This window comes from Geobacillus sp. B4113_201601 (assembly GCF_001587475.1).
In the GTDB taxonomy this organism is placed as follows: Bacteria; Bacillota; Bacilli; order Bacillales; family Anoxybacillaceae; genus Geobacillus; species Geobacillus icigianus.
Map to the genome: position 1 here is coordinate 1 of NZ_LQYX01000024.1, position 22,153 is coordinate 22,153.

Genomic DNA, 22,153 nt, shown 5'->3' on the forward strand with positions numbered 1-22,153 from the left:
TTTGTCGAAAAATATTTTTTGGACACCCCTGAGGGGCCGAAAAGCCTTGATAAATCAACATTTCTAGAGGGAGGTATACAAAAATATGTTCAAAGACCCTAGCAGGATGAAGTTTGTTTCACTCATTCTTTCTCTCATTGGATTGTTGCTCATGTTAAACAGCCCTGAATTGGGGAGTCGGCTTGCATCATCATGGGTTCGATCGATGGGCGGCTCTGTCGACTCTCAAGAATACTTGCAAATGCTAAAGGAATATATAAGCACGTATAAGACGCTCGGGGGAATTTTGTTGTTTGTAGGCTTGTTTTCTTTTCTTAACCATCGCTACCCGTAACGTCGTGTTTGTTCGTGCATCGAGAAGTCTGTTTTTGTGCACATTGGCACCTTTCCAATATAAGCGGCGTCGCAGGATGATGGCAAGTATCTCTTCTCTTATTTTGAATATGTTTCCACAAGAAAAGGTGAAAATTCCCCAACCGTCCCCAGCCAGCGAAAAAGAAGGAGCCTGCACATCGCAGGCTCCTCTTTTCCTTCCCTAATCAGCTTTCCAGCAGCAAGTCTTCCGGATTTTCGATCAAGTCTTTCACCGTTTTTAAGAACCCTACGGCCTCTTTGCCGTCGATGATGCGGTGATCGTACGACAGGGCGACGTACATCATCGGTCGGTTTTCGATCCGTTCCTCATCGATAGCGACCGGGCGCAGTTTGATGGAATGCATTCCTAAAATGCCGACTTGCGGGCCATTTAAGAGCGGGGTCGACAGAAGCGAGCCGAACACGCCGCCGTTTGTGATCGTAAACGTGCCGCCTTGCAAATCGGCAAGCGACAGCTTGTTGCTGCGCGCTTTCGCCGCCAGCTCAGCGATATCGCGCTCGATTTCGGCGAAGTTTTTCCGGTCGCAGTCGCGCACGACCGGAACGACAAGCCCTTCGTCGGTCGACACGGCAACGCCGATATCATAATATTTTTTCAGCAAAATTTCATCGCCTTGAATTTCAGCATTGACATACGGATATTTTTTCAGCGCCGCCACGGCTGCTTTGACGAAAAACGACATGAAGCCGAGGCGCACGTCATGCTCTTCGAAAAATTTGTCTTTTTTCCGTTTGCGCAGCTCGATGACGGCGGACATATCAATTTCGTTAAACGTCGTCAACATCGCCGTCGTTTGCGTCACTTCGAGCAGCCGTTTGGCGATCGTTTGCCGACGGCGCGACATTTTTTCGCGGATAACCGGCTTGCCGCTTTCCGGAGTTGGCGTTGGCGTCGAAACGGATGGCGCCGTCGGAGCCGGTTGCGGCGCCGCTTGCGGCGCGGCGGCCGACTGAGCGGCAAACGAAGCGACATCTTGCTTGCGGACGCGCCCAAGCGGATCAACGGTCGGCACTTGCGTCAAATCAATGCCTTTTTCGCGCGCCATTTTCCGCGCCGCCGGCGAAGCGATCGGGCGCTGTCCTGGCGCTTGGGCGACAGCGGCCGGCTGCGGCGCCTTTTGGTCCGCGCGGGCGTCCGGCATGGCCGGCTCCGTTTCAGCGGCCGGCTGCGATGCCGCTTGCGGGGCGGCCGCTGGGGCTGCTGCTCCTTCACCAATAACGGCGATCGCTTGGCCGACGGCGACCGTGTCGCCTTCATTTGCCAACAGCTGATGCAAAACGCCCGACTCTTCGGCCATGATTTCAACGTTCACTTTATCCGTTTCCAACTCGCAAATCGACTCGCCTTTTTCCACGTAGTCGCCCGGCTTTTTCAACCATTGAGCGATGGTGCCTTCGGTGATGGACTCTGCTAGTTCCGGGACTTTGATTTCAGCCACGTTGATGCCCTCCTCAAACGTTCCATAATCATCATTCATGTTTCGTTAATGCACAGCGGATAATGCGCTCCTGCTCTTTCCGGTGAACGACCGGATCGCCTTCCGCCGGGCTCGCGCGCCGGCGCCGTCCGATGTAGCTGACATCGACGCCAGCGGGCGCCAAAGCCCGCAAGCGCGGTTCCATGTACGTCCAAGCGCCCATATTTTTCGGCTCTTCTTGCACCCAGACGATCTCTTTCACGTTCGGATAGCGGGCGATGATGCCTTTCAACGCTTCTTCCGGGAACGGGTACAGCTCCTCGATGCGCACGATGTGCAGCCAATCTAGCCCTTCCATTTTGTTCAACTGCTCCGCCAAATCGATCATCAGTTTGCCGGTGCCGAATACGATTCGCTCCACTTTGCCGGCGTCCGTCCCTAGCCCCGGCTGCTCAAGCACCGGAGAGAACGAGCCGTTCACGAACGCATCGGCATCCGATGAAGCCAGCGGATGACGAAGCAGGCTCTTCGGCGTCATGATGATGAGCGGACGCACCTCTTCTTTTTGCAACAGTGCCGCTTGCCGGCGCAAAATATGGAAATATTGCGCCGAAGTAGACAAGTTGGCGACCGTCCAGTTGTTTTCCGCGGCCAGCTGCAAAAACCGCTCGACGCGCCCGCTTGAATGCTCCGGTCCTTGCCCTTCGTAGCCGTGCGGCAAAAGCATGACAAGCCCGGACTTTTGTCCCCATTTCGCCCGTCCTGATGAGATAAACTGGTCGAACATCACCTGCGCCATGTTGGCAAAATCGCCAAACTGCGCTTCCCAAAGCACGAGCGTCTCCGGCGCGTAGACGTTATAGCCGTATTCATAGCCGAGCACGGCCGCTTCTGTCAACGGGCTGTTGTACACGACAAACGAAGCTTTCGCGCCGCTGATGTGATGAAGCGGAACATACTCTTTGCCCGTTTTCACATCGTGCAGCACCAAATGGCGCTGGGCAAACGTGCCGCGCTGCGAATCTTGGCCGGTCAAGCGGATCGGCACGCCGTCTTGCAAAATCGTGGCAAACGCCAACGTTTCCGCGTGCGCCCAGTCGATGTTGCCATTTTCGGCAAAGACGCCGCTGCGCCGTTTGAGAATGCGCTCCAGCTTGGTAAACACATGCAAGTCGGCCGGGAACTGGAGCAGCTCCTCGTTGATGCGATGAAGCACGTCTTTCGCCACACCTGTTTTCACTTCCGGCAGCCGATCGACGACCGGTTTGGGCGGATCCATAATGAAATCGAGCTCATCTTCGTTTTTCGGCACCCGCTCATAAGCGATTTTCAGCCGTTCGGCGACCTCGTGCTCCATTTCTTCCACTTCTTGCTCCGTCAAAATCCCTTTTTCAACCAATTTTTGGGCATACCATTGACGCACGGTCGGATGTTGGCTGATGAGTTGATACATCATCGGATTCGTCGCCATCGGCTCATCCATTTCGTTATGGCCGAAGCGGCGATAGCCAATCAAATCGATGACAACGTCTTTCTTAAACCGCTGGCGGTACGCAAACGCCAAGCACGCCGCCGCCAAACAGGCCTCTGGATCGTCGGCGTTGACGTGCACCACCGGCACTTCGAACCCTTTCGCCATATCGGACGCATACGTTGTCGAGCGCGAGTCATGGCTTTCCGTTGTAAAGCCGATCATGTTGTTGGCGATGATATGGATCGTCCCTCCGGTCGTATAGCCGCGCAGCTGGCTGAGGTTGAACGTCTCAGCCACAATCCCTTGCCCCGGAAACGCCGCATCGCCGTGAATCAAAATGGCAAATGACGCGTCCGTATTTTGCGCCGGCACGCCTGGGTTCGCCCGATCTTCCTGAGCGGCGCGCGTGTAGCCGAGCACAACGGGATTGACGACCTCAAGATGGCTTGGATTGTTGGCGAGCGTGATCCGCATCGTATGGGCGTTTTGATTGCGCAAACGGCGGGCAGCTCCCAAGTGATACTTGACGTCGCCCGTCCAGCCATAAGTGATGGAAACGGCTCCTTCTGACGGGATAAAGTTTTTGCTTTCCGCATGCTGGAATTCAGCGAAAATCATTTCGTACGGCTTGCCAAGCACATGGGCAAGCACGTTCAGCCGGCCGCGGTGCGCCATGCCGATGTTGACCGCGTCGACTTCATGCTCGATCGCTTGGCGAACCAACTCGTCCAATAGCGGCACCATGGCGTCCAAGCCTTCAATGGAAAACCGCTTTTGCCCGACAAACGTCCGATGGATGAACTTTTCAAATCCTTCCACTTCCGTCAGACGGCGCAACAAAGCGACCCGCTCTTTGTTCGCCAAGCTCGGGTAGTACGCTCCGGATTCTATTTGCTGGATGAGCCAGTTCCGTTCTTCTAGATTATGTACTTGCGAGAATTCAAAGGCGATTTTATCGGTATAGATTTTGCGCAAGTGCAAGATGGCGTCCCAGCCGTTTTTGACATGCGCCGGGGCATGCGGGCAAAGAAACGCAACCGGAATGCGCTTCAAATCGTCTTCGGTTAAATCATACTCCTCCAGCTCTAAACGGCGCAACGTTTTCTCCTCTTTGACGAGCGGATTCGTGTCCGCTGCCAAGTGACCGTAATGGCGGATGTTGTCCGCCAGCTTGACGGCGGCGACAAGCTTGCTGAATACGGTCGGTGTTTCCGGCAGCCGGAACGTTTGATGCGTTTTCGTTGCTTCCTCCGCTTCGGAAGAAACCGGTTCTTCCAACAGCGGCGCCCCCCACTGTTCAAACAGCTGCTTCAGTTCTGGGTCGACGCTGTTCGGGTCATCGAGGTACTGTTCGTACATTTCGATGACGTAACCGAGGTTCGGCCCGTAAAACTGGCTCCACGGTTGAGCATAGTTGGTCTGATTTGCCATCGTGAAAAAACCTCCAACTTGTTTTCATATCCCTCGGGTCAAGCTAACAGCAGTTAGCAAGACGCCGCACTCCCATTTGGCTACCATTATTCCCGAATGAACGGCAAATTAACGACAATAAACGTTTTCACTGTTTATTTTAACACTATTGCCCGTTAAAATCGACGCAGAAACTTAAAAAAATTCAACTCATTATCATTGTTGGAATAGTGAGAATCAACAAAATATAATGTCAGCACTAATGATTTCCTCGACGTCATTATGACCGTATTTGTGAGAATCAGTAAAATATAATGTCAGCACCCCATAAAAAAGCGAAAATGGGGCAGTGAAGTGGCTGACAAACCAATCGCGTTTGTATCATCGCGGGTAAGAACATGGTAAAAGTGAGCGACTTCCCTCGGTCGTGACATGAACGTTGCGGAAAACGAACTTGATGTTGCAACGTTTTTCAGCCTAAGACATAAAGCTAAAAAACCGATATGCCTTTTTCACCCTTCCTCCTCGCTCAAGAGTCTGTCCCATCTATGTTACTGCCCCCCTTAATCAACAGACAGGTAAGGCCTGTCCGCTGAAAAGGGGGGCATTCAAACCAAGGTAACGTTATGCAAGTTTGAATTTTTCTACCAACTGTTTTAATTGGCGACTCATTTCGCTTAATGCCTCAGCCGATTCTGTCACTGTTGCCAGCGCCTGCAGTTGATCGTCAGCTGAAGCAGCTACTTCCTCGGCCGCGGCGGCAGACTGCTGAGCAATAGCAGCAATATTTTGCATAGCATGGATGACATCGTCTTTGCTTTCATTCATTCGTTTCGCTTCTTCCATCACATTCGTAAGAGCATTGGCTAACTGCTCCATCATCTGAGTAATTTTTACAAACGAATCACCAGTAATATGAACAGCTTCCCGTTGCTCATGATAAGCTTGTTTTGAACGGTTTACTGCCTCAATAGCCAATCCGGCTTGCTGTTGGATAGCAACAATTGTTCCACGAATCATTTCCGTCGCCTTGGCCGATTGTTCTGCTAATTTGCGCACTTCATCGGCAACCACGGCAAACCCTTTGCCATGCTCTCCAGCGCGAGCCGCCTCGATGCTGGCGTTTAATGCCAATAAGTTCGTTTGTCCAGAAATAGCTGTAATTGTTTGAATGACTTCATCGATCTCAGCCATCTTTTTCACTAAATCATCAATGACGTGTTCCACCGATTCCAGTTCGTTTTTCGCTTCTTCAGATTTTGTTTGCAATTGATTTAAATGCTCCAGCCCTTCATAGCTTACCGTCTTCGTTTCAGAGGACAACGATTCCATGCTTGATGTCGCTGTGGTCACCGATTCAATTTGTTGTGACAATGATGATGTCCGTTCGTTCATTGTATCGAGACTCTCTGCTTGTTCGCTTGTTCCTTTGGCGATCTCACCAATAGCATTTGTGACTTGTTCACTCGTGGACATCGTCTCTTCAGCTACAGAGCTAAAATGATCAGCCGAGGCAGAAAGCTCTTGGACCGAACGGTTCACTTCTCCTATTAATTCCCTCATGTGCTCAATCATTTTATTAAAATAGCGAGCCAAATCACCAATTTCGTCTTTTGACTCAATGTTCACATGGGCAGTCAAATCGCCTTCAGCTGCTTTTTCCACTTGTGCTTGTAACGCGGCAATCGGCCGAGTAATAGAGCGAGCCAAGAAGTACACGGCTGTCGATGAAACGATCAAGGCGATAATTGTAATGATAATCATATGTGTTCCAAGTTCATTGCTCATTGCCAATAAGTATTTTTGTTTATATACGACTCCTACTTTCCATCCTAATTCGGGAATCGTGGTAAAATACACGATTCGTTCTTCGCCTTCACGTTGAAATTGGCGCGAACCACTGACATGTTCAAGCATATATTGAACTTCTCGATCATTGGCCATATTTTTTCCTTTGAATTCTGGATGGACAACTGCAACTCCTTTTTTGTCAAATAGTACCGGATAACCTTTGTAGCCAACGTCGGTAGCGCGCACGATCTTTTCCACGGAATCCAGTGACATATCGATGCCGATCACACCCATTGTATGTCCATTCTCACTGACAGCTTTGGCTAAAGTTACGACATATTTTCCTGTAATGGCATCAATGTACGGCTCCGTCCATACGACTTCATCAGGACGTTTTACAGCTTCTTTGTACCATACCCGAGTAGTTGGATCATAGCCCTTTGGGAATTGTGCATAGGGCGTCACGTAAATACGTTTTTGCTCTGTTCCCATATAAATGTATTGCACGCTTCGATTGAGCTGCAAGAAAGTTTGAAACTGCTTTTGCAATTCTCCCCATTGCTTCTCGTTATGCAACATCTCCATTGCGGAAGGGGAATGCGCCAGCTGCACTAACCCATTTTCCTCACTCTGAAAACTAAGATGTATATCCCTTAGTAAACTCTCAATGGCGGATTGTGCGCGCTGTTTTGCATCCGCATTGACCATGGAGCGCATTTGCATCACTCCGACAAACTGGGTGACTGCCAACGAGAGAACTAATAAAGTTACCATTAAGACAATGAGTTTGCTTCGCAATGTTCGAAACACAGTCTATTTCTCCCCTCTATTTCCTCTTTTTGTCGAACTACGTTTCATTATAGAAGGACAATCGTCCCCCGTCTATAGGATTAGCTTCTTATTCATAAATCTTTCCTTGATACTAGGGATCCTTCGTTGCTCGCTGAAAAACAAAAAAAGCGCGGCGAACACGAATGTCACCGCGCCCTCATTTAGGCGATATGGAACGTTTGTTTGATCAACGCTACCACTTCCTCCGCCGTGCCGAGCGACAGCACCGTCTCTTTAATGCGGGCCGCTTCTTCTTTCGTCAGCTGTTTCAACTGAGCGCGCGCCGGCAAAATCGAAGTGGCGCTCATGCTGAACTCATCGAGGCCAAGGGCGAGCAAAATCGGAATCGCAATCGGGTCGCCAGCCATTTCCCCGCACATGCCAACCCATTTCCCCTCGCGGTGGGCGGCGTCGATGACGTGGCTGATGAGCCGCAAAATCGCCGGATTGTACGGTTGATATAAATACGAAACGCGCTCATTCATCCGGTCGGCGGCCATCGTATATTGGATTAAGTCGTTCGTGCCGATGCTGAAAAAGTCGACTTCTTTCGCGAACTGATCGGCCATCACCGCCGCGGCCGGGATCTCCACCATCATGCCGACTTCAATCCCATCGGCGACCGGCACACCTTGGCGGAGGAGCGCCTCTTTTTCTTCAAGCAAAATCGCTTTCGCTTGGCGGAATTCCTCGAGCGTGGCAATCATCGGGAACATGATTTTCAAGTTGCCGTGCACGCTCGCCCGCAGCAAGGCGCGCAGCTGGGTGCGGAACATGTCTTGCATTTCCAAGCAAAGCCGAATCGCCCGGAACCCTAAAAACGGGTTCATTTCTTTTGGCAAGTTTAAATACGGGAGCTCTTTATCGCCGCCGATGTCAAGCGTGCGGACGACGACCGGTTTGCCATTCATTTGTTCAAGCACCGTTTGGTAGGCAGCAACCTGCTCTTCCTCCGTCGGCAGCTCCGAGCGGCCCATGTATAAAAACTCGGTCCGGTACAAGCCGATGCCTTCCGCTCCGTTTGCCAGCGCCCCTTTTACATCGTCCGGCGTGCCGATGTTGGCCGCCAGCTCAACGTGGACGCCGTCGGCCGTCACCGTCGGCTCATCGACGAGTTTCGCCCATTCCGCCTTTTGCGCCTCATAGCGGGCTCGTTTTTCTTCATAATGGGCGAGCCGCTCCGGCGCCGGATTGATGACGACTTGTCCATCGAGCCCATCGATGACGACGATATCGCCGTTTTTCACTTCCGCCGTCACCGCCTTCGTGCCGACGACGGCCGGGATTTCGAGCGAGCGGGCCATAATGGCCGAATGCGATGTCCGTCCGCCGATGTCGGTCGCAAACCCCTTGACATATTGCCGGTCGAGCTGCGCCGTATCGGACGGCGTCAAATCTTCGGCGATAATGACGACTTCCTCAGAAATGAGGCTCGGGTTCGAGATCGTGACCCCGAGCAGATGGGCGAGGACGCGTTTCGTGACATCGCGGATGTCGGCAGCCCGCTCCTTCATGTATTCATTGTCCATTCCTTCGAACATGGAAATGAAAAACGAGGCGGTTTCCTCAAGCGCATACTCGGCATTCACTTGTTCGGTTTGAATTTTTTCTTTGATCGGGTTCAACAGTTCCGGATCATCAAGCACAAGCAAATGGGCGGCAAAAATGGCGGCTTTGTCTTCGCCGAGCTTCTCTAACGCGTGCTGTTTGATCGCCTCGAGCTCTTCTTTCGCCTTGACGACCGCCGCCTCAAGCCGCGCCACTTCCGCGTCGACGTCAGCGATCGTTCGCTTTTCAGCCGCCAAATGAGGGGTTTCTAAGCGGTATGCCTTGGCAATGGCAATACCGCTCGATGCAGCAATCCCATGGATGGTTTTTTCCATTACTGCGCGAGACCCTCTTTCGCCAACGTGTCCGTCAATGCTGCCATCGCTTCTGCTGCATCGGCCCCTTCCGCCGTAATTTTAATCGTTGCCCCTTTCGGAATGCCAAGCGACATCACGCCCATGATCGATTTCAAGTTGACGGTTTTCCCGTTGTATTCAAGTTGGATTTCACTGTTAAATTTGCTCGCCGTTTGCACTAAAACCGTCGCCGGGCGGGCATGGATGCCGGAGTCAGAAATGACTTGAAACGTTTTTTCTGCCATCGTTCATCAATCCCCTTTTCTTTCATCATTATTTTCCTTGCCATCATATCAAATGCTGGAGCGAGGAGGCAACGGAAAACGCTTGTCCTCCCGCCCCAACCGATCAGCCGGCTGTTCAGCCGATTTCCACGACACCGTCTTCTCCTTGAGCGACCGTGCCTTGCTTATGGACGCGCACCGTCTCGCCCGCTTGTAAGTTCGTGAAAATGACCGGCGTCACGATCGATGGCGCGTTCTGCTTCACATAGTCGAGGTCAACGCGCAAAATCGGCTGTCCTTTTGTCACCGCGTCGCCCTCTTTTACGAGCGCTTCAAACCCTTCGCCATTCAGTTTCACGGTGTCAATCCCAAAGTGGATCAACACTTCATGGCCTCCGACGGATTGAATGCCGATCGCGTGCTTGGTCGGGAATACGTTCAAGATTTTCCCGTCCACCGGGGAAACGACAGTGCCCTCCGTTGGCATAACCGCAAAGCCGTCGCCCATCATTTTTTGCGAAAACACCTGATCCGGCACCTCGGACAGCGGGACGATTTCCCCGGCGAGCGGCGAGGCGATCCGTTCCGCCTGCGCTGCGGCCGGCGCCGCTTCCTTCGCTTCCTCTTTCGCTTTGACCGGCGTTTTTCCTTGCATAATGTCTTGAATCTGTCCTTTTAAGATGTCCGATTTCGGTCCAAAAATCGCCTGCACGTTGTTGCCAACTTCGAGCACCCCGGCGGCGCCGAGCGCTTTCAGCCGCTCCTTATCCACTTGACCGATGTCATGAACCGAGACGCGGAGGCGGGTGATGCACGCATCCAAATGTTCGATGTTTTCTTTTCCGCCTAAAGCGGCCAGCACTTCATACGGCAGATCGCCGGCGGCCGCCTCGGTCTGCGGCGCTTCGTCAACCGTTTTTTCACGTCCCGGCGTCGCCAAATCCCACTTGCGGATGGCAAAGCGGAATCCGAAGTAATAAATGACGGCGAACACCAAGCCAACCGGAATGACAAGCCACCAAGCCGTCCGGTTCGGCAAGACGCCAAACAGCAGGAAGTCAATCACGCCGCCGGAGAACGTCATCCCGATTTTGACATTCAGCAGGTGCATGATCATAAACGACAAGCCGGCAAAGACGCAGTGAATGGCAAACAGCGCCGGAGCAACGAACAAGAACGAAAATTCGATCGGTTCGGTAATCCCGGTCAAAAACGACGTTAACGCCGCCGACCCCATGATACCAGCCACGACCTTTTTGTTTTCCGGACGCGCTTCATGATAAATGGCGAGCGCCGCTGCCGGAAGACCGAACATCATAAACGGAAACTTCCCGGTCATGAACGTGCCAGCCGTCAGCTTTACTCCGTCTTTCAGCTGCTCGAAAAAGATTTTTTGATCGCCGTGAATGACTTGGCCGGCCTTGTTGACATATTGACCGAATTCAAACCAAAACGGCGCATAGAAAATATGATGAAGCCCAAACGGGATCAGCGCCCGTTCGATGACGCCGAAAATGAACGCCGCCAGCGGCTTGTTCGCGTCAATCATGTTATGCGAGAAAGCGTTGAGCCCGTGTTGGATCGGCGGCCAAATGAACGTCATCAAAATGCCAAGCACGACCGCCGATGCCGCTGTCACAATCGGCACAAAACGCTTGCCGGCGAAAAAGCCGAGATATTGCGGCAACTCAATATTGAAATACTTGTTGTACATGTACGCCGCCAAAATCCCAACGATGATCCCGCCGAAAACACCCGTTTGCAATGTCGGAATGCCGAGAATGTTGGCATAGGACGGGTCAGATCCAACCATATCGGCGCTGACGCCTAAAATGACGCTCATGGTGACGTTCATGATCAAATAGCCGATGATTGCGGCCAAGCCGGCCACTCCATCTCCTCCGGCCAAGCCGATCGCCACCCCGACGGCGAACAAGAGCGACAAGTTCGAGAAAACAATGCCGCCTGCTTGCTCCATCACGTTGGAGACAAGCACAATCCAATCGGCTTTTAAAGCCGGGATTTTATCGGTCAGCGCCGGATTTTTCAAAGCGTTACCAAACGCCAGCAAAATCCCGGCCGCCGGCAAAATGGCCACCGGAAGCATAAGCGCTTTCCCGACTTTTTGCAGCGTGCCAAACGCTCGTTTCATGTGACACCCTCCTTTAGGTTCCTTTTCTTAAGTTTTGCAGCAAACGGCAAATTCATGTACCGAAAATGGCGCGGTGGGCGATCCGCAGCAAAACGGAGCAGCAGGGAGAAAGCGCCTTCGATCTAGGGCGTGGCTTTGCCGGCGCAAAATTAGCCCATCGGCACAAAAACGGCCCTTGAAATCAGCCAGCGCAACAAAAAAAGCATGAATAAAGAGCAGCAAAAAAGAACGCTTACAACAGCCAGCAAACGCCAGCTGCTTTTGTCCCTTTTTGCCCTCTTTACTCATGCCTGATCGAATCAGTAACACGTAAAGCAAGGCAGCGTTATGCCGTTGTTTCGCTTTTTTTCTCCGCCAGCCGCTGCAAATGCAACGTCAAATAGACCGCCTCCGCATCATCTGCGGGCTGACGAATCGTTTGCTGCATGACCTTGATCAGCTTCCACGCTAAATTGTAGCATAGCGGATACGCTTCTTTCAAGATTTTCGACAAATTTTTTGGTTCTTCGACTTTTTCCCCTTTTTTCATCCGCTCAATCGCATAGCGCAAATGGCGGACAAATCGCAAATAGTGAATGCTCTCGCGGTCGATCTCAACCCCGAGCTGCTGTTCGACGATCTCAACAAGCTTGGCGATCAACTGCGAATACTGGTTGGCTTCCGATACCGTTTGTTTCGAAATGGCGCTATGAATATGAAGAGCGATAAAACCTGTTTCCCCTTCCGGCAACACGACGCCAAGCCGCCGTTCAATCATGCCGGCCACTTCACCGGCGATTTCATATTCGAGCGGATACAAGCTTTTCGTTTCTGCCAAAAACGGGTTTTTGACGTCAAGCCCTTGCTCGAGCCGTTTGAGCGTAAAAGCGATATGGTCGGTCAGCGCCACGTGAATATGCTCATCGAGCGGCGCGTCCACGCGCCGTGTAATATGCTGAATCACCTCGTTCATCAAGGCGATCAATTCTTCGCTCAGTTCAGGCAGCAGCTTTTTATACTGCTCTTGTTCACGCTCATTTTTCAGCACAAAACATTTTTCCACTGCGCTCTCAGCAATTTCATCCCCCCGTTTTTTGCCGAAGCCGATCCCCTTGCCGATCAAAACGACTTCGCCATACGCCGGGTGAGAGGCGATCAACACATTGTTGTTCAGTGCTTTTTCGACGCGAAACGGCTGTGCCAATCGAGCTCCTCCTTTCTATGCGGATCGTTTGCTTCGGAGCCTATGCGAACTCATTATAAACCGGACCGGGCTTCACACTCAATGAAAAAAAGATCATGGGTTGCTGGATGTGCCACCGCTTTTTTTCATACTTTCTAAATGTCTGGTGAAAAACGGTTGTTTCTTTTGAACAATGGGGGAGCGTTTGAAAGGCGATCCTGATGCGACAAGGCTTTTCTATTGGAGAAACCGGCTTGATCAGCGGCTTGTTCCCTTAAATTACCGCCTCCTAGAACGCTGGTGATTTACTCGTGGATACGGATTTACAATGTTATTTCTCAATTAGAAAAACCCTTGTTGTATCGGGCCTGCTTTTCGCTCATTCTCCCATTGATGAAGGAAATCAGCGGTTTTTCACCAGCCTTCTAGAAGGCCGGTGAAAAATCGCTGTCACACACCAACTGGAGGCATTTTCATTCAGAAAAGAAAGCCGATTCTGCAAGATTTCTCTAATTGAAAAATGGGTGGAACTCAGCAGTATTTTACACTAAATCACCGGCCTTCTAGATCTTATCATGAAAGAAGGGAATAGAAATGTCCAAAAAGGAAGACAAAATAAGGTCAGCCAAGAAGTAGCCAATCCAACCGTCTCGAAAGCGGAAGCGGAACTCGCCAAAGATAGCGTCGATACAGGGAAACAAGCGAAAAAACCGCTCATTACCATCAAACCGGGGCGGACGGAAAAAGCCCTCCTTTCGACAGCTTCCGTCAGTCCCGGCTTTTTGAGCAGCAACCACAGCACCGCCTAGAAGGTTGGCGATGTAAAGGAGAATGTTGTTTCCTAGCATCAACCTCGTTTCACAAATTGAGACATGTTGCGACACTCCCCCCATTCCTTCGGATTCTCACCAGCGGAGCGAACCGCTAGTGTTCGCCAACCTCTCAATCGAAGCCAACATCCCTCCCCCTTCATCGCCGGCCCGTCAGCTTGTTTACGCGGTCTGGCGAACCGGTTGCAACCGGCTAAAAATCGTTTTGAGAAGCGGGGGAGTCACAATGGTCGTGACCAGCACGACGATGATCATGATCGCAAACAACTCATCATCAAGCAGCCCGGCTTCCAAGCCAATGCCGGCAATAATGAGCGCGACCTCGCCGCGCGACACCATGCCGGCGCCGACCGCCAACGAGCTTCCCCACGAAAACCCGGCCCATTTTGCCCCCAGCGCGGCGCCGACGAGCTTCGTCAAAACGGCCAGCACGCTCCAACCGAAAATGAGCGGCCAATGTTGCCAAACCCCGGAAAAGTCGGCTGCAACCCCGATGGAGGTAAAAAAGACGGGGACAAACAACGCATACCCAATCGTTTCAGCTTTGTCCAACACTTCCTCCCGATAATCGGTAAAACTGGCTCCAAGCCCGGCGATATAAGCGCCGATGATCGCCGCCACTCCGGTAGCTTCGGCAAACCAAGCGAAGGCAAAGCAGATGATCAGCCCGGCTGAGACGACGGCTTCCGTCACGCGCAGCGGGGCAAACCACCGCAAGATGAGCGGGACCGCTTTCCAAGCGAGCAATACCGCAACGGTAAAAAAGACCACTTTTTTCAACACAACCGCGCCGAGATCGACATCGCCGCCGGTAAGACTCAACAAAAACGCCAAAGCGATCACAACCAATACGTCATCAATCACCGCGGCGCCAAGAATTGCCGATCCTTCTTTGGACTGCAAGCGCCCCATCTCTTTCAGCGCCTGCACCGAAATGCTGACGCTCGTCGCCGATAATAAAAGACCTAAAAATAAGGCCGCGCCCGTCTCCATGCCGAGCGCTGCTCCGGCCGCATACCCGGCCAGCAACGGAACAGCGATGCCGAGCACACCAACGGCAAACGCGGCTTTTCCCGTTCGCTTAAACTGGTCGATATCCGTTTCAAGGCCGGCGATAAACATGAGCAAAATGACACCGATTTGACTCAGTTCGTGCAACCAATCGGTATTTTCAATCACTCCGAGCATGCTTGGCCCAAGCACAATGCCGATCAGCAGCTTGCCAAGCACAGCAGGCTGACCAAGACGCGCAGCCGCATCGCCGGCCAGTTTGGCGGCGAATAAAATGACAGCCAGTTGGGCGATGAGCATTCCATCACATCCTCTCGCGCAGTTTTCCTTTCTTGATTACGTTTATCATGCGCGGAAGGTTTCAGTTTTCATACATGGGGGCCGCTCCTTCTGTTATCTGTTTCGCTTAACCGATCATACGAACGCTTCCCATTCGGTGCCCCCTTCTGTTTGTGCCTTTATCTTTTTCGCCCCTTCCGGACGATGTGTTCGCCTAAGATGCACGGGCGGACGGAAAAGTTAAATGAACGACGGTCCCTTTCCCCACTTCACTTTCAATCCGCATCGTCCCTTTATGCTCTTGGACAATTTTCATGCTCGTCGTCAACCCGAGCCCCATCCCTTTTTCCTTCAAAGTAAAGAACGGTTCGCCGATTTTTTGCAACCGCTCTTTCGGAATGCCTATGCCGGTGTCGGCAATATCGATGCAGACGCTCCCTTCAGCTTCAGAAACGCGGACATACAAGGTTCCGCCGTTAGGCATCGCTTCGACCGCATTTTTCATAATGTTCAAAAGCACTTGGACAATTTGGTTTTGATCGCCGTGCACATACGCTTTCGGAGCGTTGTTATGGACCGATACGGAAACATTGGTTAACGTCGCCTCATGGCCGATCAAACTGATCACGTACGAAAGGGCCTCGCCGAGCAAAAACGGGCGGTAATCGTGGCTTTGCGGCTTCGCCAGCACCAACAGTTCGCTGACAATTTGGTTGATGCGGTCGAGTTCGCTCAACATGATGCGCATATAGTGATCGTTTACTTCCCGCGTCTCCTGCATCACTTGAATAAACCCTTTCATGGACGTCAACGGGTTGCGGATTTCATGGGCAATGCCTGCCGCGAGTTCGCCGAGGACCGACAGTTTTTCTTTCTTGCGCAACAACTCCTCGGCTCGTTTTTGTTGAGTGATGTCGCGGCCGATCGTCAACAGCCCCTTGCGCTTGCCGTTTTCTTCAAACAGCGGCACTTTAATCACATCAAACGTTTTCATTTCCCCGTCCGGCGTCTCGAACGATTCTTCGCGGCGCGTCACCGTTCCGCTTTCCCATGCCTCGCGATCCGATTCTATGCACTGCTCAAACGCCTTTTGGAAAAACGGCATTCGTTCGCCGAGTTCGCGGTCGGTTTTCCCGATATAGTCGATCTGTTCCAAGCCGTACAGCCGGCGGCCAAAATCATTGACGCGCAGCCATCGTCCTTCGCTGTCTTTAAAACAAACAAAATCAGGCATCGAGTTAATGAGCGTCAATAGTTGCTGCTCGTTTTCCTCCGTTTTTTCCAGCTGCTCGCGTTTTTTCAGCAACTGATACAAAAACACGGCCGACAGCAACACAAACACCGTTCCTTTGGCCGCGCTGAGCACCGCATAGACGCCGCGGCCGACCGGCAGCACGTTGAGCAAGACATCGGTGGCAACGATCCATACTACACTGCCGATCATATAGGTTGCCATGACTTTTGATTTGTTGAACACGTCCCCATCGAACCCCTAACATGCAAAAATCGTGGGCCGCCGGGCTACATTTCCCGCGCCCAACCGAGCAGCTGCTCCGCCAGCAAGGCGGCGCGCTCGCGACCGAGCCGTTTTTCCAACGATGCCTCCAACCGCCGCGCCGTCTCTTCCGTTTCCTCCTCATAAGAGAATGAAAAGGACCACTCAAGCGCCGGAATAGCCAGAAGAATGTACTCCTCTTTTCGGTTTTCATAAAGATAAACGCGCGTAGGAGCTTGTCCGTCCACGACCGGCGTTTTGCGGATTTTCATTCCCTCATCCCACCTTTTGAAGACTTCCATTTCGTTTATTTTAACAAACCCCTGCTCCCTACTCAATATACACCATTTTCCTTGTCATCCCCCCATCAATGATGAGATTCGTCCCGGTGATAAAATCGTTTTCTTCATCGCACAAATACAGACAAGCGCGCGCGATATCATCCGGTTGACCGACGCGGCCGGCCGGATGTTGTTCGTGGTCGATGCTGCGCAATTGGCGGTAATCACCGGTTTCAATCCAGCCTTTTCTTGCTAGGGAAACTACCGCTTAGTATACCATTCAGAAGCGTCACAAAACATTCGCTCGCTCCTTAGGAGGCTGGTGAAAAACCGCTGTTTGCCTTGAGCGGTGATGGAACGCGTGAACATAGAGGCTGATGCAGCAAGTTTTTTCTACTTGAGAAACGATCCGAAGAAGCGGTGGGGCGAGGAAATCACCGCCCTGCTCGGAGGCTGGTGAAAAACATTGATTGCCTTTAGTTGACGTAAAAAGTTTGCATTGTTGCAAGGCTTTTCTATTTGAGAAACAATGCTAGGGAGCAGTTGCGCGAGGAAATCACCGCCCTTCTAGAGGGACGGTGACTTCGTACAAAATTGTGCGATTCCATTTGTTTCTCGGTTAGAAAAGTCTAGTGAAATCAACCTTCTTTTTGGCGCCATGCCGCAGATTTGCTTGCGGCAGCCGGTTTTCACCGGCCTTTTCGGCGCAATGACATGGAGTTTATCCGCAAAAAAAGACCGCTTTATCGCGGTCTTTTTCCATGAGTTATGGCATATACGGCGTCGACCATCCAGGGGCGTAAGGGGTGAGACCGCCATCATATGACGGCAGCCACGGCGCGGCGTAACCACCGTATGGCATGGTGGGGTGCGGCACCGGATAGTACATCGGCGCATACGGGACGCTACTAGGAACAACAGCCGGCGTCACCCCCGTCGACATATAGGGAATGAACGCTGGCGCCGGACCGCCTCCCGTGCCGACAGCTGGCGCCATGCTCCCGTACGGAGCCATATGGCCGGCAGGCGAAGCATTGTCTTCTCCGCTCATCGGTTCGGCCGAAGCGGGCGCCACATTCGGCCCTAGGCTGAGCGGCGGCATCAGATTCGAACTGTCTGGACTGTCGAAACTATCCGAGCTCTCAAGCCCGCCCATATAAGCCGGGCTGACCAACGGCGCCATCGGCATCGCCGGCGGACACCAGCAACTGTACGGCACCATCGATGGATAGTAGGTCATCGGCATCGCCGGCTCGGCCGGGCCCGTCTCGCCGCTATAGCCGGCAGCCGCCGGAAATGGTTGATTCACATACGAATTCCAATGATTCATTGTCCTCTCCCTTTCTCACTCATATTCTCGGGGCGCGTACCCACCCATATTGTATGTCGGAACAAGCAAAGGGTGTTTGCCCGGCCAAAATATGGGTATTTATCCGCATCGTCGGCTGCGTTATGATAAATGTTGTCAAGGCGATTTCATCAACGATTGGGGGGATCGATGATGAATGAAGCATGGGCCGTTCAAAAAATCAACGAACTGCGCAACGGCGTCATCTCTGAACTATTGGTGAAAAAAGAAGATTTTTTACTCTTCCGCTCCGTGCTCATCCAACAGCCCGATTTCAAACAGTTCCGCGGCATCGCCCAGCGCGGCGGCCACGTTCTCTACCATTACATGGATACCCCGCGCAGCTGACTTCTTTGTCTTCATCGTTTCAACATCCGGCTTTCAAGGGAGGAGGAAAGCCGGATGTTGCTTTTGGCGGAGAAATTTCCAACGTTTCTATGAAACTCGTCCTATCAACGCTTCGCACCCTTTTCCATCATTTAGATAATGAAGAGCGACGCCATCCTTGTTACTCTAGTAGCGAGTTTACGAGAGGAGGGATGTGAATGAAACGAGGAAAGGCATGGGTGATGGCGCTATTGTGTGGAACGTTTTTCTTTGCCGGCCACGCCGATGCGGCGACCATTCATACAGTCAAACGCGGCGATACGCTTTGGAAAATCGCCAAACAATACGGCGTGCCGCTGAAACAGCTGAAACAAAAGAATCGCAAAGGCGATCTATTGTACCCTGGCGAACAACTCGTCATCCCTGATGCCGGCATTACAGCGGCAGAAAAAGATTTGCTTGCCCGCCTTGTTCATGCCGAAGCGAAGGGAGAACCGTATGCCGGGAAAGTGGCCGTGGCGACGGTCGTTCTCAATCGCGTCGATCATCCTGATTTTCCCGATACGATTCGCGACGTCATTTATGAGCGCTCTGGCGGCCATTACGCGTTCACGCCGGTCGCAAACGGAACGATCAACGAACCGGCTGACCGCGAATCTTACCGTGCCGTTGAAGAAGCACTTGCTTTTCGCGGTTTAGGAAACGGCTCGCTCTATTTCTATAATCCGAAAACGGCGAAAAGCAACTGGCTGCGCTCTCGCCCGGTGACCGTTGTCATCGGCAACCACGTGTTTGCCAAATAAACGAAAACAAAGGGGCGGTTTCGCCCCTTTTTTCAATCGCGAACACCCTCCGTTGCACTTCGCCGGGCCGTCGCCCTTCATTCCCCTTGAGGCAGGGGGCTCTTCACCAAAAGTTGTCCTTGATTTTTTCATCACGTACCTGACTTATGCAACCAAGAAACAACAGGAAACCAATCATGTTTTGCATACACTTATTCAGAGAAGTGAACCGTCAAGTACATGTTTTGGTGATAAGGTGGCAGGGGATTTGGTTTGGAACGTACGTTCAATTTTTTAGGACATATATCCCCTTTACTTGCATTCAAAAATACGGCAAACTAGTAAAAAAGCCGGTTGCAAAAACAAGTACACCGAGTGGCTCCATCGCAGCAAATCCGGCTGATGATTAAATTCGATAAAAGGGGAATGACGATGAAAAAAGCTAAAGTCGGAGATATTATTGAGTTTAAAAACGGATTGCGCGGCATTGTGGAGAAGGTGAATGAAAACTCAGTCATCGTGGATTTGACATACATGAAAAACTACCGTGAACTCGATTTGCAAGAGCGGACGGTTGTCAATCATAAAAATTATAAAATTATTGAATAGGAAAAAGAGGCTGCCAAGAGCCTCTTTTTTGTTTACGAAATGCGGGCGAGTTCATCACATTCATAAATATGGACGCCGTCCGCCGCCGACAACGCCCGGTAAAACATCGCCAACGCAAGCTCGTGGGCATCAATCGGCTTGTACTTTTTCCACTTGCCAACGAACAAAAACGGCAGCCGACCGAACAGCCACCCGGCGAGCGCCTCGCCGAGCCGGAACTCCCGCCGTTTGCCGACAAGCAGCGACGGACGAAAAATATGGAGCGATGGGATGGAAAGCCGCTGCAGCGCTTCTTCCATCTCTCCTTTGACGCGCTGATAGAAAAACGGCGAACAAGGGTCGGCACCGACCGAAGAGATGGTCAAAAAGCTTTTCACGCGGCGTTTTTCCGCCAGCGCCGCGGCGCGCAGCGTATATTCATAATCAACTTGAATGAATCGTTGCTTCGTTTTCGCTTTTTTGCGCGTCGTCCCGAGGCAGCAAAAGACATCGTCGACAGCAAAATACCGCTCGTACGACTCAAGCTGGGCAAAATCGGCGACGACTTGCTGCAGCTTTTCATGCTTGATCGGCAACGGCGTGCGAACGAGCACTGTCACCTGCCGGTATATATCCGACTGCAACAACAGCTTCAGCACTTCACCGCCGACCAAACCGCTCGCTCCGAGCAAAAGGGCTGTTCTTCGCTCCAACTTCCAAACCTCCAAGGCTACAAACGTTCATCGTTCATTATATATGAGCCGGAGCGAAAAAACTACCTCTTTTTTGACGATTTCAGCGGTTGTCGACGTTTTCTGGATACAAGTCGTGATTGAGCAGCCGGTATTCCGCCATGTTTTCGTATTTCGTCCCCGGGCGCCCCCAGTTGCAATACGGGTCGATGGAAATGCCGCCGCGCGGGGTGAATTTGCCCCACACTTCGATATAGCGCGGCTCCATGACTTTGATCAAATCGTTCATAATGATGTTGACGCAGTCTTCGTGAAAGTCGCCGTGGTTGCGGAAGCTGAACAAATACAGCTTCAACGACTTGCTTTCGACGCATTTTTTGTCCGGGATGTAGCTGATGTAAATCGTCGCGAAGTCCGGTTGTCCGGTTTTTGGCAACTGTTTACCGACGCAAACAGGTGGACTATATCTTATTCTTATTCAGCTGCGATACTGAATAAGAACCCTTGCGCTTCCACCGCGGCAACAATGTGCAACGGTGTACTCTACTCTCTTCCTTCAGAGCTACTCTTACTCGCTTCACTCTGAAGTGATTTCGATAGTCTCTGCACCTTCCTCAAACGGAGCAACCTCTTGCCGTCTGAGGCTTGGCTCAGGGTCGGAAAAGTAGGGGGTCAAAAGATGAATAAGTTGATTTTCCTCATTAACCCTAACCTGATAATTTTGTTGTTTATGGATATTTCGATGGCACGAAGGACATAAACATTTATAAATTTGTCGATAATTTCTTTTGTGAAATAAATGCATTTCCTTAATTACAGATAGGGTATTTAGCTGGTTACGTTTACCCAAGTAAAAACAAACGGCTTCAAATATTTTGGTAAAAGAAAGTATATGATGACCATTACAAGTTATTGTTGTTATTCCACACGATTCACACGTATAATTTTTCTCCATAATGAAGTATTTATTCCATGTGTCTAGCACATATTCTTTTATATATACTCTATCGATCTCTTTATAGGCATTGCCACTATAAAATCCTCCTTTCCAGTTTGAATTTTTATGCCCTTTTTGCCTATCTGACAAATTCCCCCTAAAAACTTTCGATCTTTTTATCCCTCTGTTAGCAAACGATATCCTATTTTTTATTTCCGTCGCTTTGTTACTCCCATATATCTCCTCGTAACTTTTACCTTTTATTTTTTCAGCGTTTCTCCTGTTAGAAGCAGAGTACCTTTCCTTCTTCATAATATTAGTCCACACTTCGAGTCCGTACTGTTTGATAATCTTCTCTTTATCCGAATGTTTCGGAAGCCCATGAACTTGACGCCACCTCTCAACACTTGACCAATTGAGTCCTAATTCACAAGAAAGTTCATGGATACTTTTTCCGTTATAAATAAACTCTTTAACGAACCACTCTTTATCTCTCCAAGGGGCTTTGTCCAATACAAGCACCTCCAACAAGAACGTACGTTCCTTGCGGTTACTTGTATTATACAACAAGACTCAATCTATTGTCTATCTGTCTCCCCTACCCTTTCTTCCCCTGAATTCACAAGGTTTAGCCGACAGCGTCACCGCTGAAGTGTGCCCTTATTGACACAACGTCGTAAACTCCGGACAATTGAACTTCACGAAATAATCCCGGTCAGGATGTTTGTTGTCAAACACTTCAAGAAGATTCGGATTGTACGTAAACGAATACGTCGTTCCTTGATTGCCAAGCAGCGTCAAATCTTTCAATTCTTCCTCTTTTCTTCCTGCCATTCCTTCAT

18 protein-coding genes and 3 pseudogenes are annotated in these 22,153 nt (G+C 51.2%); 4 read left to right on the top strand and 17 right to left on the bottom strand.

The annotated features are described in order from the left end of the window. Positions 1-539: 539 nt before the first annotated feature. From odhB to glcT, 8 genes are all read right to left on the bottom strand, one after another. Positions 540-1,814, bottom strand: coding sequence for a 2-oxoglutarate dehydrogenase complex dihydrolipoyllysine-residue succinyltransferase (gene odhB, locus B4113_RS03135; protein WP_033844838.1), 1,275 nt, complete (start codon positions 1,812-1,814; stop codon positions 540-542). A 31-nt stretch (positions 1,815-1,845) separates the two neighbouring features. Continuing rightward, positions 1,846-4,698, bottom strand: a complete 2,853-nt coding sequence (locus B4113_RS03140; protein ID WP_033843412.1) for a 2-oxoglutarate dehydrogenase E1 component — start codon at positions 4,696-4,698, stop codon at positions 1,846-1,848. Between the two features lie 603 nt (positions 4,699-5,301). Beyond that, positions 5,302-7,278, bottom strand: coding sequence for a methyl-accepting chemotaxis protein (locus B4113_RS03145; protein ID WP_033017692.1), 1,977 nt, complete (start codon positions 7,276-7,278; stop codon positions 5,302-5,304). A 182-nt stretch (positions 7,279-7,460) separates the two neighbouring features. After that, positions 7,461-9,182, bottom strand: coding sequence for a phosphoenolpyruvate--protein phosphotransferase (gene ptsP, locus B4113_RS03150; RefSeq protein ID WP_033843411.1), 1,722 nt, complete (start codon positions 9,180-9,182; stop codon positions 7,461-7,463). Next, positions 9,182-9,448, bottom strand: a complete 267-nt coding sequence (locus B4113_RS03155; protein ID WP_033017686.1) for a phosphocarrier protein HPr — start codon at positions 9,446-9,448, stop codon at positions 9,182-9,184. The genes ptsP and B4113_RS03155 overlap by 1 nt, the downstream gene beginning before the upstream one ends. Before the next feature lie 115 nt (positions 9,449-9,563). Continuing rightward, entirely contained in the window at positions 9,564-11,579 is a 2,016-nt protein-coding gene (ptsG, locus tag B4113_RS03160; protein WP_033843410.1) for a glucose-specific PTS transporter subunit IIBC, read from the bottom strand. Positions 11,580-11,606: 27 nt separating this feature from the next. Next, on the bottom strand, positions 11,607-11,897 hold the full coding sequence (locus tag B4113_RS20005; RefSeq protein ID WP_153017116.1) for a hypothetical protein: 291 nt from the start codon (positions 11,895-11,897) through the stop codon (positions 11,607-11,609). A 7-nt stretch (positions 11,898-11,904) separates the two neighbouring features. Then, positions 11,905-12,762, bottom strand: a complete 858-nt coding sequence (gene glcT, locus B4113_RS03165; protein ID WP_033843409.1) for a glucose PTS transporter transcription antiterminator GlcT — start codon at positions 12,760-12,762, stop codon at positions 11,905-11,907. Between the two features lie 554 nt (positions 12,763-13,316). On the opposite strand from glcT, the gene B4113_RS18435 reads away from it, so the two are divergent. Beyond that, on the top strand, positions 13,317-13,550 hold the full coding sequence (locus B4113_RS18435) for a hypothetical protein (protein WP_081897191.1): 234 nt from the start codon (positions 13,317-13,319) through the stop codon (positions 13,548-13,550). A 183-nt stretch (positions 13,551-13,733) separates the two neighbouring features. Here the strand turns inward: B4113_RS18435 and B4113_RS03175 are convergent, their stop codons facing one another. The 5 genes and pseudogenes from B4113_RS03175 to B4113_RS03190 form a co-directional block, all read right to left on the bottom strand. After that, positions 13,734-14,882, bottom strand: a complete 1,149-nt coding sequence (locus tag B4113_RS03175; protein ID WP_033843407.1) for a cation:proton antiporter — start codon at positions 14,880-14,882, stop codon at positions 13,734-13,736. 193 nt (positions 14,883-15,075) lie between these two features. Further along, on the bottom strand, positions 15,076-16,338 hold the full coding sequence (locus tag B4113_RS03180) for an ATP-binding protein (RefSeq protein ID WP_033843406.1): 1,263 nt from the start codon (positions 16,336-16,338) through the stop codon (positions 15,076-15,078). A gap of 44 nt (positions 16,339-16,382) precedes the next feature. Continuing rightward, complete coding sequence (locus B4113_RS03185; RefSeq protein ID WP_033017675.1) at positions 16,383-16,628, bottom strand: YueH family protein; 246 nt, start codon at positions 16,626-16,628, stop codon at positions 16,383-16,385. Between the two features lie 58 nt (positions 16,629-16,686). Continuing rightward, positions 16,687-16,884 (bottom strand): annotated as a pseudogene (locus tag B4113_RS18440) (SDR family oxidoreductase); the annotation flags it as partial. Between the two features lie 519 nt (positions 16,885-17,403). After that, positions 17,404-17,967 (bottom strand): hypothetical protein, encoded by a 564-nt coding sequence (locus B4113_RS03190; protein ID WP_033843405.1) that lies wholly within the window; start codon positions 17,965-17,967, stop codon positions 17,404-17,406. 171 nt (positions 17,968-18,138) lie between these two features. On the opposite strand from B4113_RS03190, the gene B4113_RS03195 reads away from it, so the two are divergent. The 3 genes from B4113_RS03195 to B4113_RS18445 all read left to right on the top strand — a co-directional run bounded on the left by B4113_RS03195 (position 18,139) and on the right by B4113_RS18445 (position 19,703). Further along, complete coding sequence (locus B4113_RS03195) at positions 18,139-18,333, top strand: hypothetical protein (protein WP_033017672.1); 195 nt, start codon at positions 18,139-18,141, stop codon at positions 18,331-18,333. Positions 18,334-18,530: 197 nt separating this feature from the next. Continuing rightward, on the top strand, positions 18,531-19,115 hold the full coding sequence (locus tag B4113_RS03200; RefSeq protein WP_033843404.1) for a cell wall hydrolase: 585 nt from the start codon (positions 18,531-18,533) through the stop codon (positions 19,113-19,115). 411 nt (positions 19,116-19,526) lie between these two features. Further along, positions 19,527-19,703: a DUF2187 family protein gene (locus B4113_RS18445; protein WP_081897190.1), complete on the top strand. Its 177-nt coding sequence runs from the start codon at positions 19,527-19,529 to the stop codon at positions 19,701-19,703. A 32-nt stretch (positions 19,704-19,735) separates the two neighbouring features. Here the strand turns inward: B4113_RS18445 and B4113_RS03205 are convergent, their stop codons facing one another. The 4 genes and pseudogenes from B4113_RS03205 to B4113_RS18450 all read right to left on the bottom strand — a co-directional run. After that, complete coding sequence (locus B4113_RS03205) at positions 19,736-20,395, bottom strand: oxidoreductase (protein ID WP_033844836.1); 660 nt, start codon at positions 20,393-20,395, stop codon at positions 19,736-19,738. Positions 20,396-20,477: 82 nt separating this feature from the next. Next, positions 20,478-20,807 (bottom strand): annotated as a pseudogene (gene queF, locus B4113_RS03210) (preQ(1) synthase); the annotation flags it as partial. Between the two features lie 144 nt (positions 20,808-20,951). Next, on the bottom strand, positions 20,952-21,824 hold the full coding sequence (locus B4113_RS03215) for a hypothetical protein (RefSeq protein ID WP_153017117.1): 873 nt from the start codon (positions 21,822-21,824) through the stop codon (positions 20,952-20,954). Between the two features lie 153 nt (positions 21,825-21,977). After that, a pseudogene (locus tag B4113_RS18450) lies at positions 21,978-22,145 on the bottom strand (NADPH-dependent 7-cyano-7-deazaguanine reductase QueF); the annotation flags it as partial. Positions 22,146-22,153 lie beyond the last annotated feature (8 nt).

Excerpts from the sequence above, each read along its gene's own strand:
- ptsP (WP_033843411.1), bottom strand. The coding sequence starts at position 9,182 with ATGGAAAAAACCATCCATGGGATTGCTGCATCGAGCGGTATTGCCATT.
- B4113_RS18445 (WP_081897190.1), top strand. The coding sequence starts at position 19,527 with ATGAAAAAAGCTAAAGTCGGAGATATTATTGAGTTTAAAAACGGATTG.
- B4113_RS03200 (WP_033843404.1), top strand. The coding sequence starts at position 18,531 with ATGAAACGAGGAAAGGCATGGGTGATGGCGCTATTGTGTGGAACGTTT.
- B4113_RS03195 (WP_033017672.1), top strand. The coding sequence starts at position 18,139 with ATGAATGAAGCATGGGCCGTTCAAAAAATCAACGAACTGCGCAACGGC.
- B4113_RS03155 (WP_033017686.1), bottom strand. The coding sequence starts at position 9,448 with ATGGCAGAAAAAACGTTTCAAGTCATTTCTGACTCCGGCATCCATGCC.
- B4113_RS03140 (WP_033843412.1), bottom strand. The coding sequence starts at position 4,698 with ATGGCAAATCAGACCAACTATGCTCAACCGTGGAGCCAGTTTTACGGG.
- B4113_RS18435 (WP_081897191.1), top strand. The coding sequence starts at position 13,317 with ATGAAAGAAGGGAATAGAAATGTCCAAAAAGGAAGACAAAATAAGGTC.
- B4113_RS03175 (WP_033843407.1), bottom strand. The coding sequence starts at position 14,882 with ATGCTCATCGCCCAACTGGCTGTCATTTTATTCGCCGCCAAACTGGCC.
- B4113_RS03190 (WP_033843405.1), bottom strand. The coding sequence starts at position 17,967 with ATGAATCATTGGAATTCGTATGTGAATCAACCATTTCCGGCGGCTGCC.
- B4113_RS03185 (WP_033017675.1), bottom strand. The coding sequence starts at position 16,628 with ATGAAAATCCGCAAAACGCCGGTCGTGGACGGACAAGCTCCTACGCGC.
- ptsG (WP_033843410.1), bottom strand. The coding sequence starts at position 11,579 with ATGAAACGAGCGTTTGGCACGCTGCAAAAAGTCGGGAAAGCGCTTATG.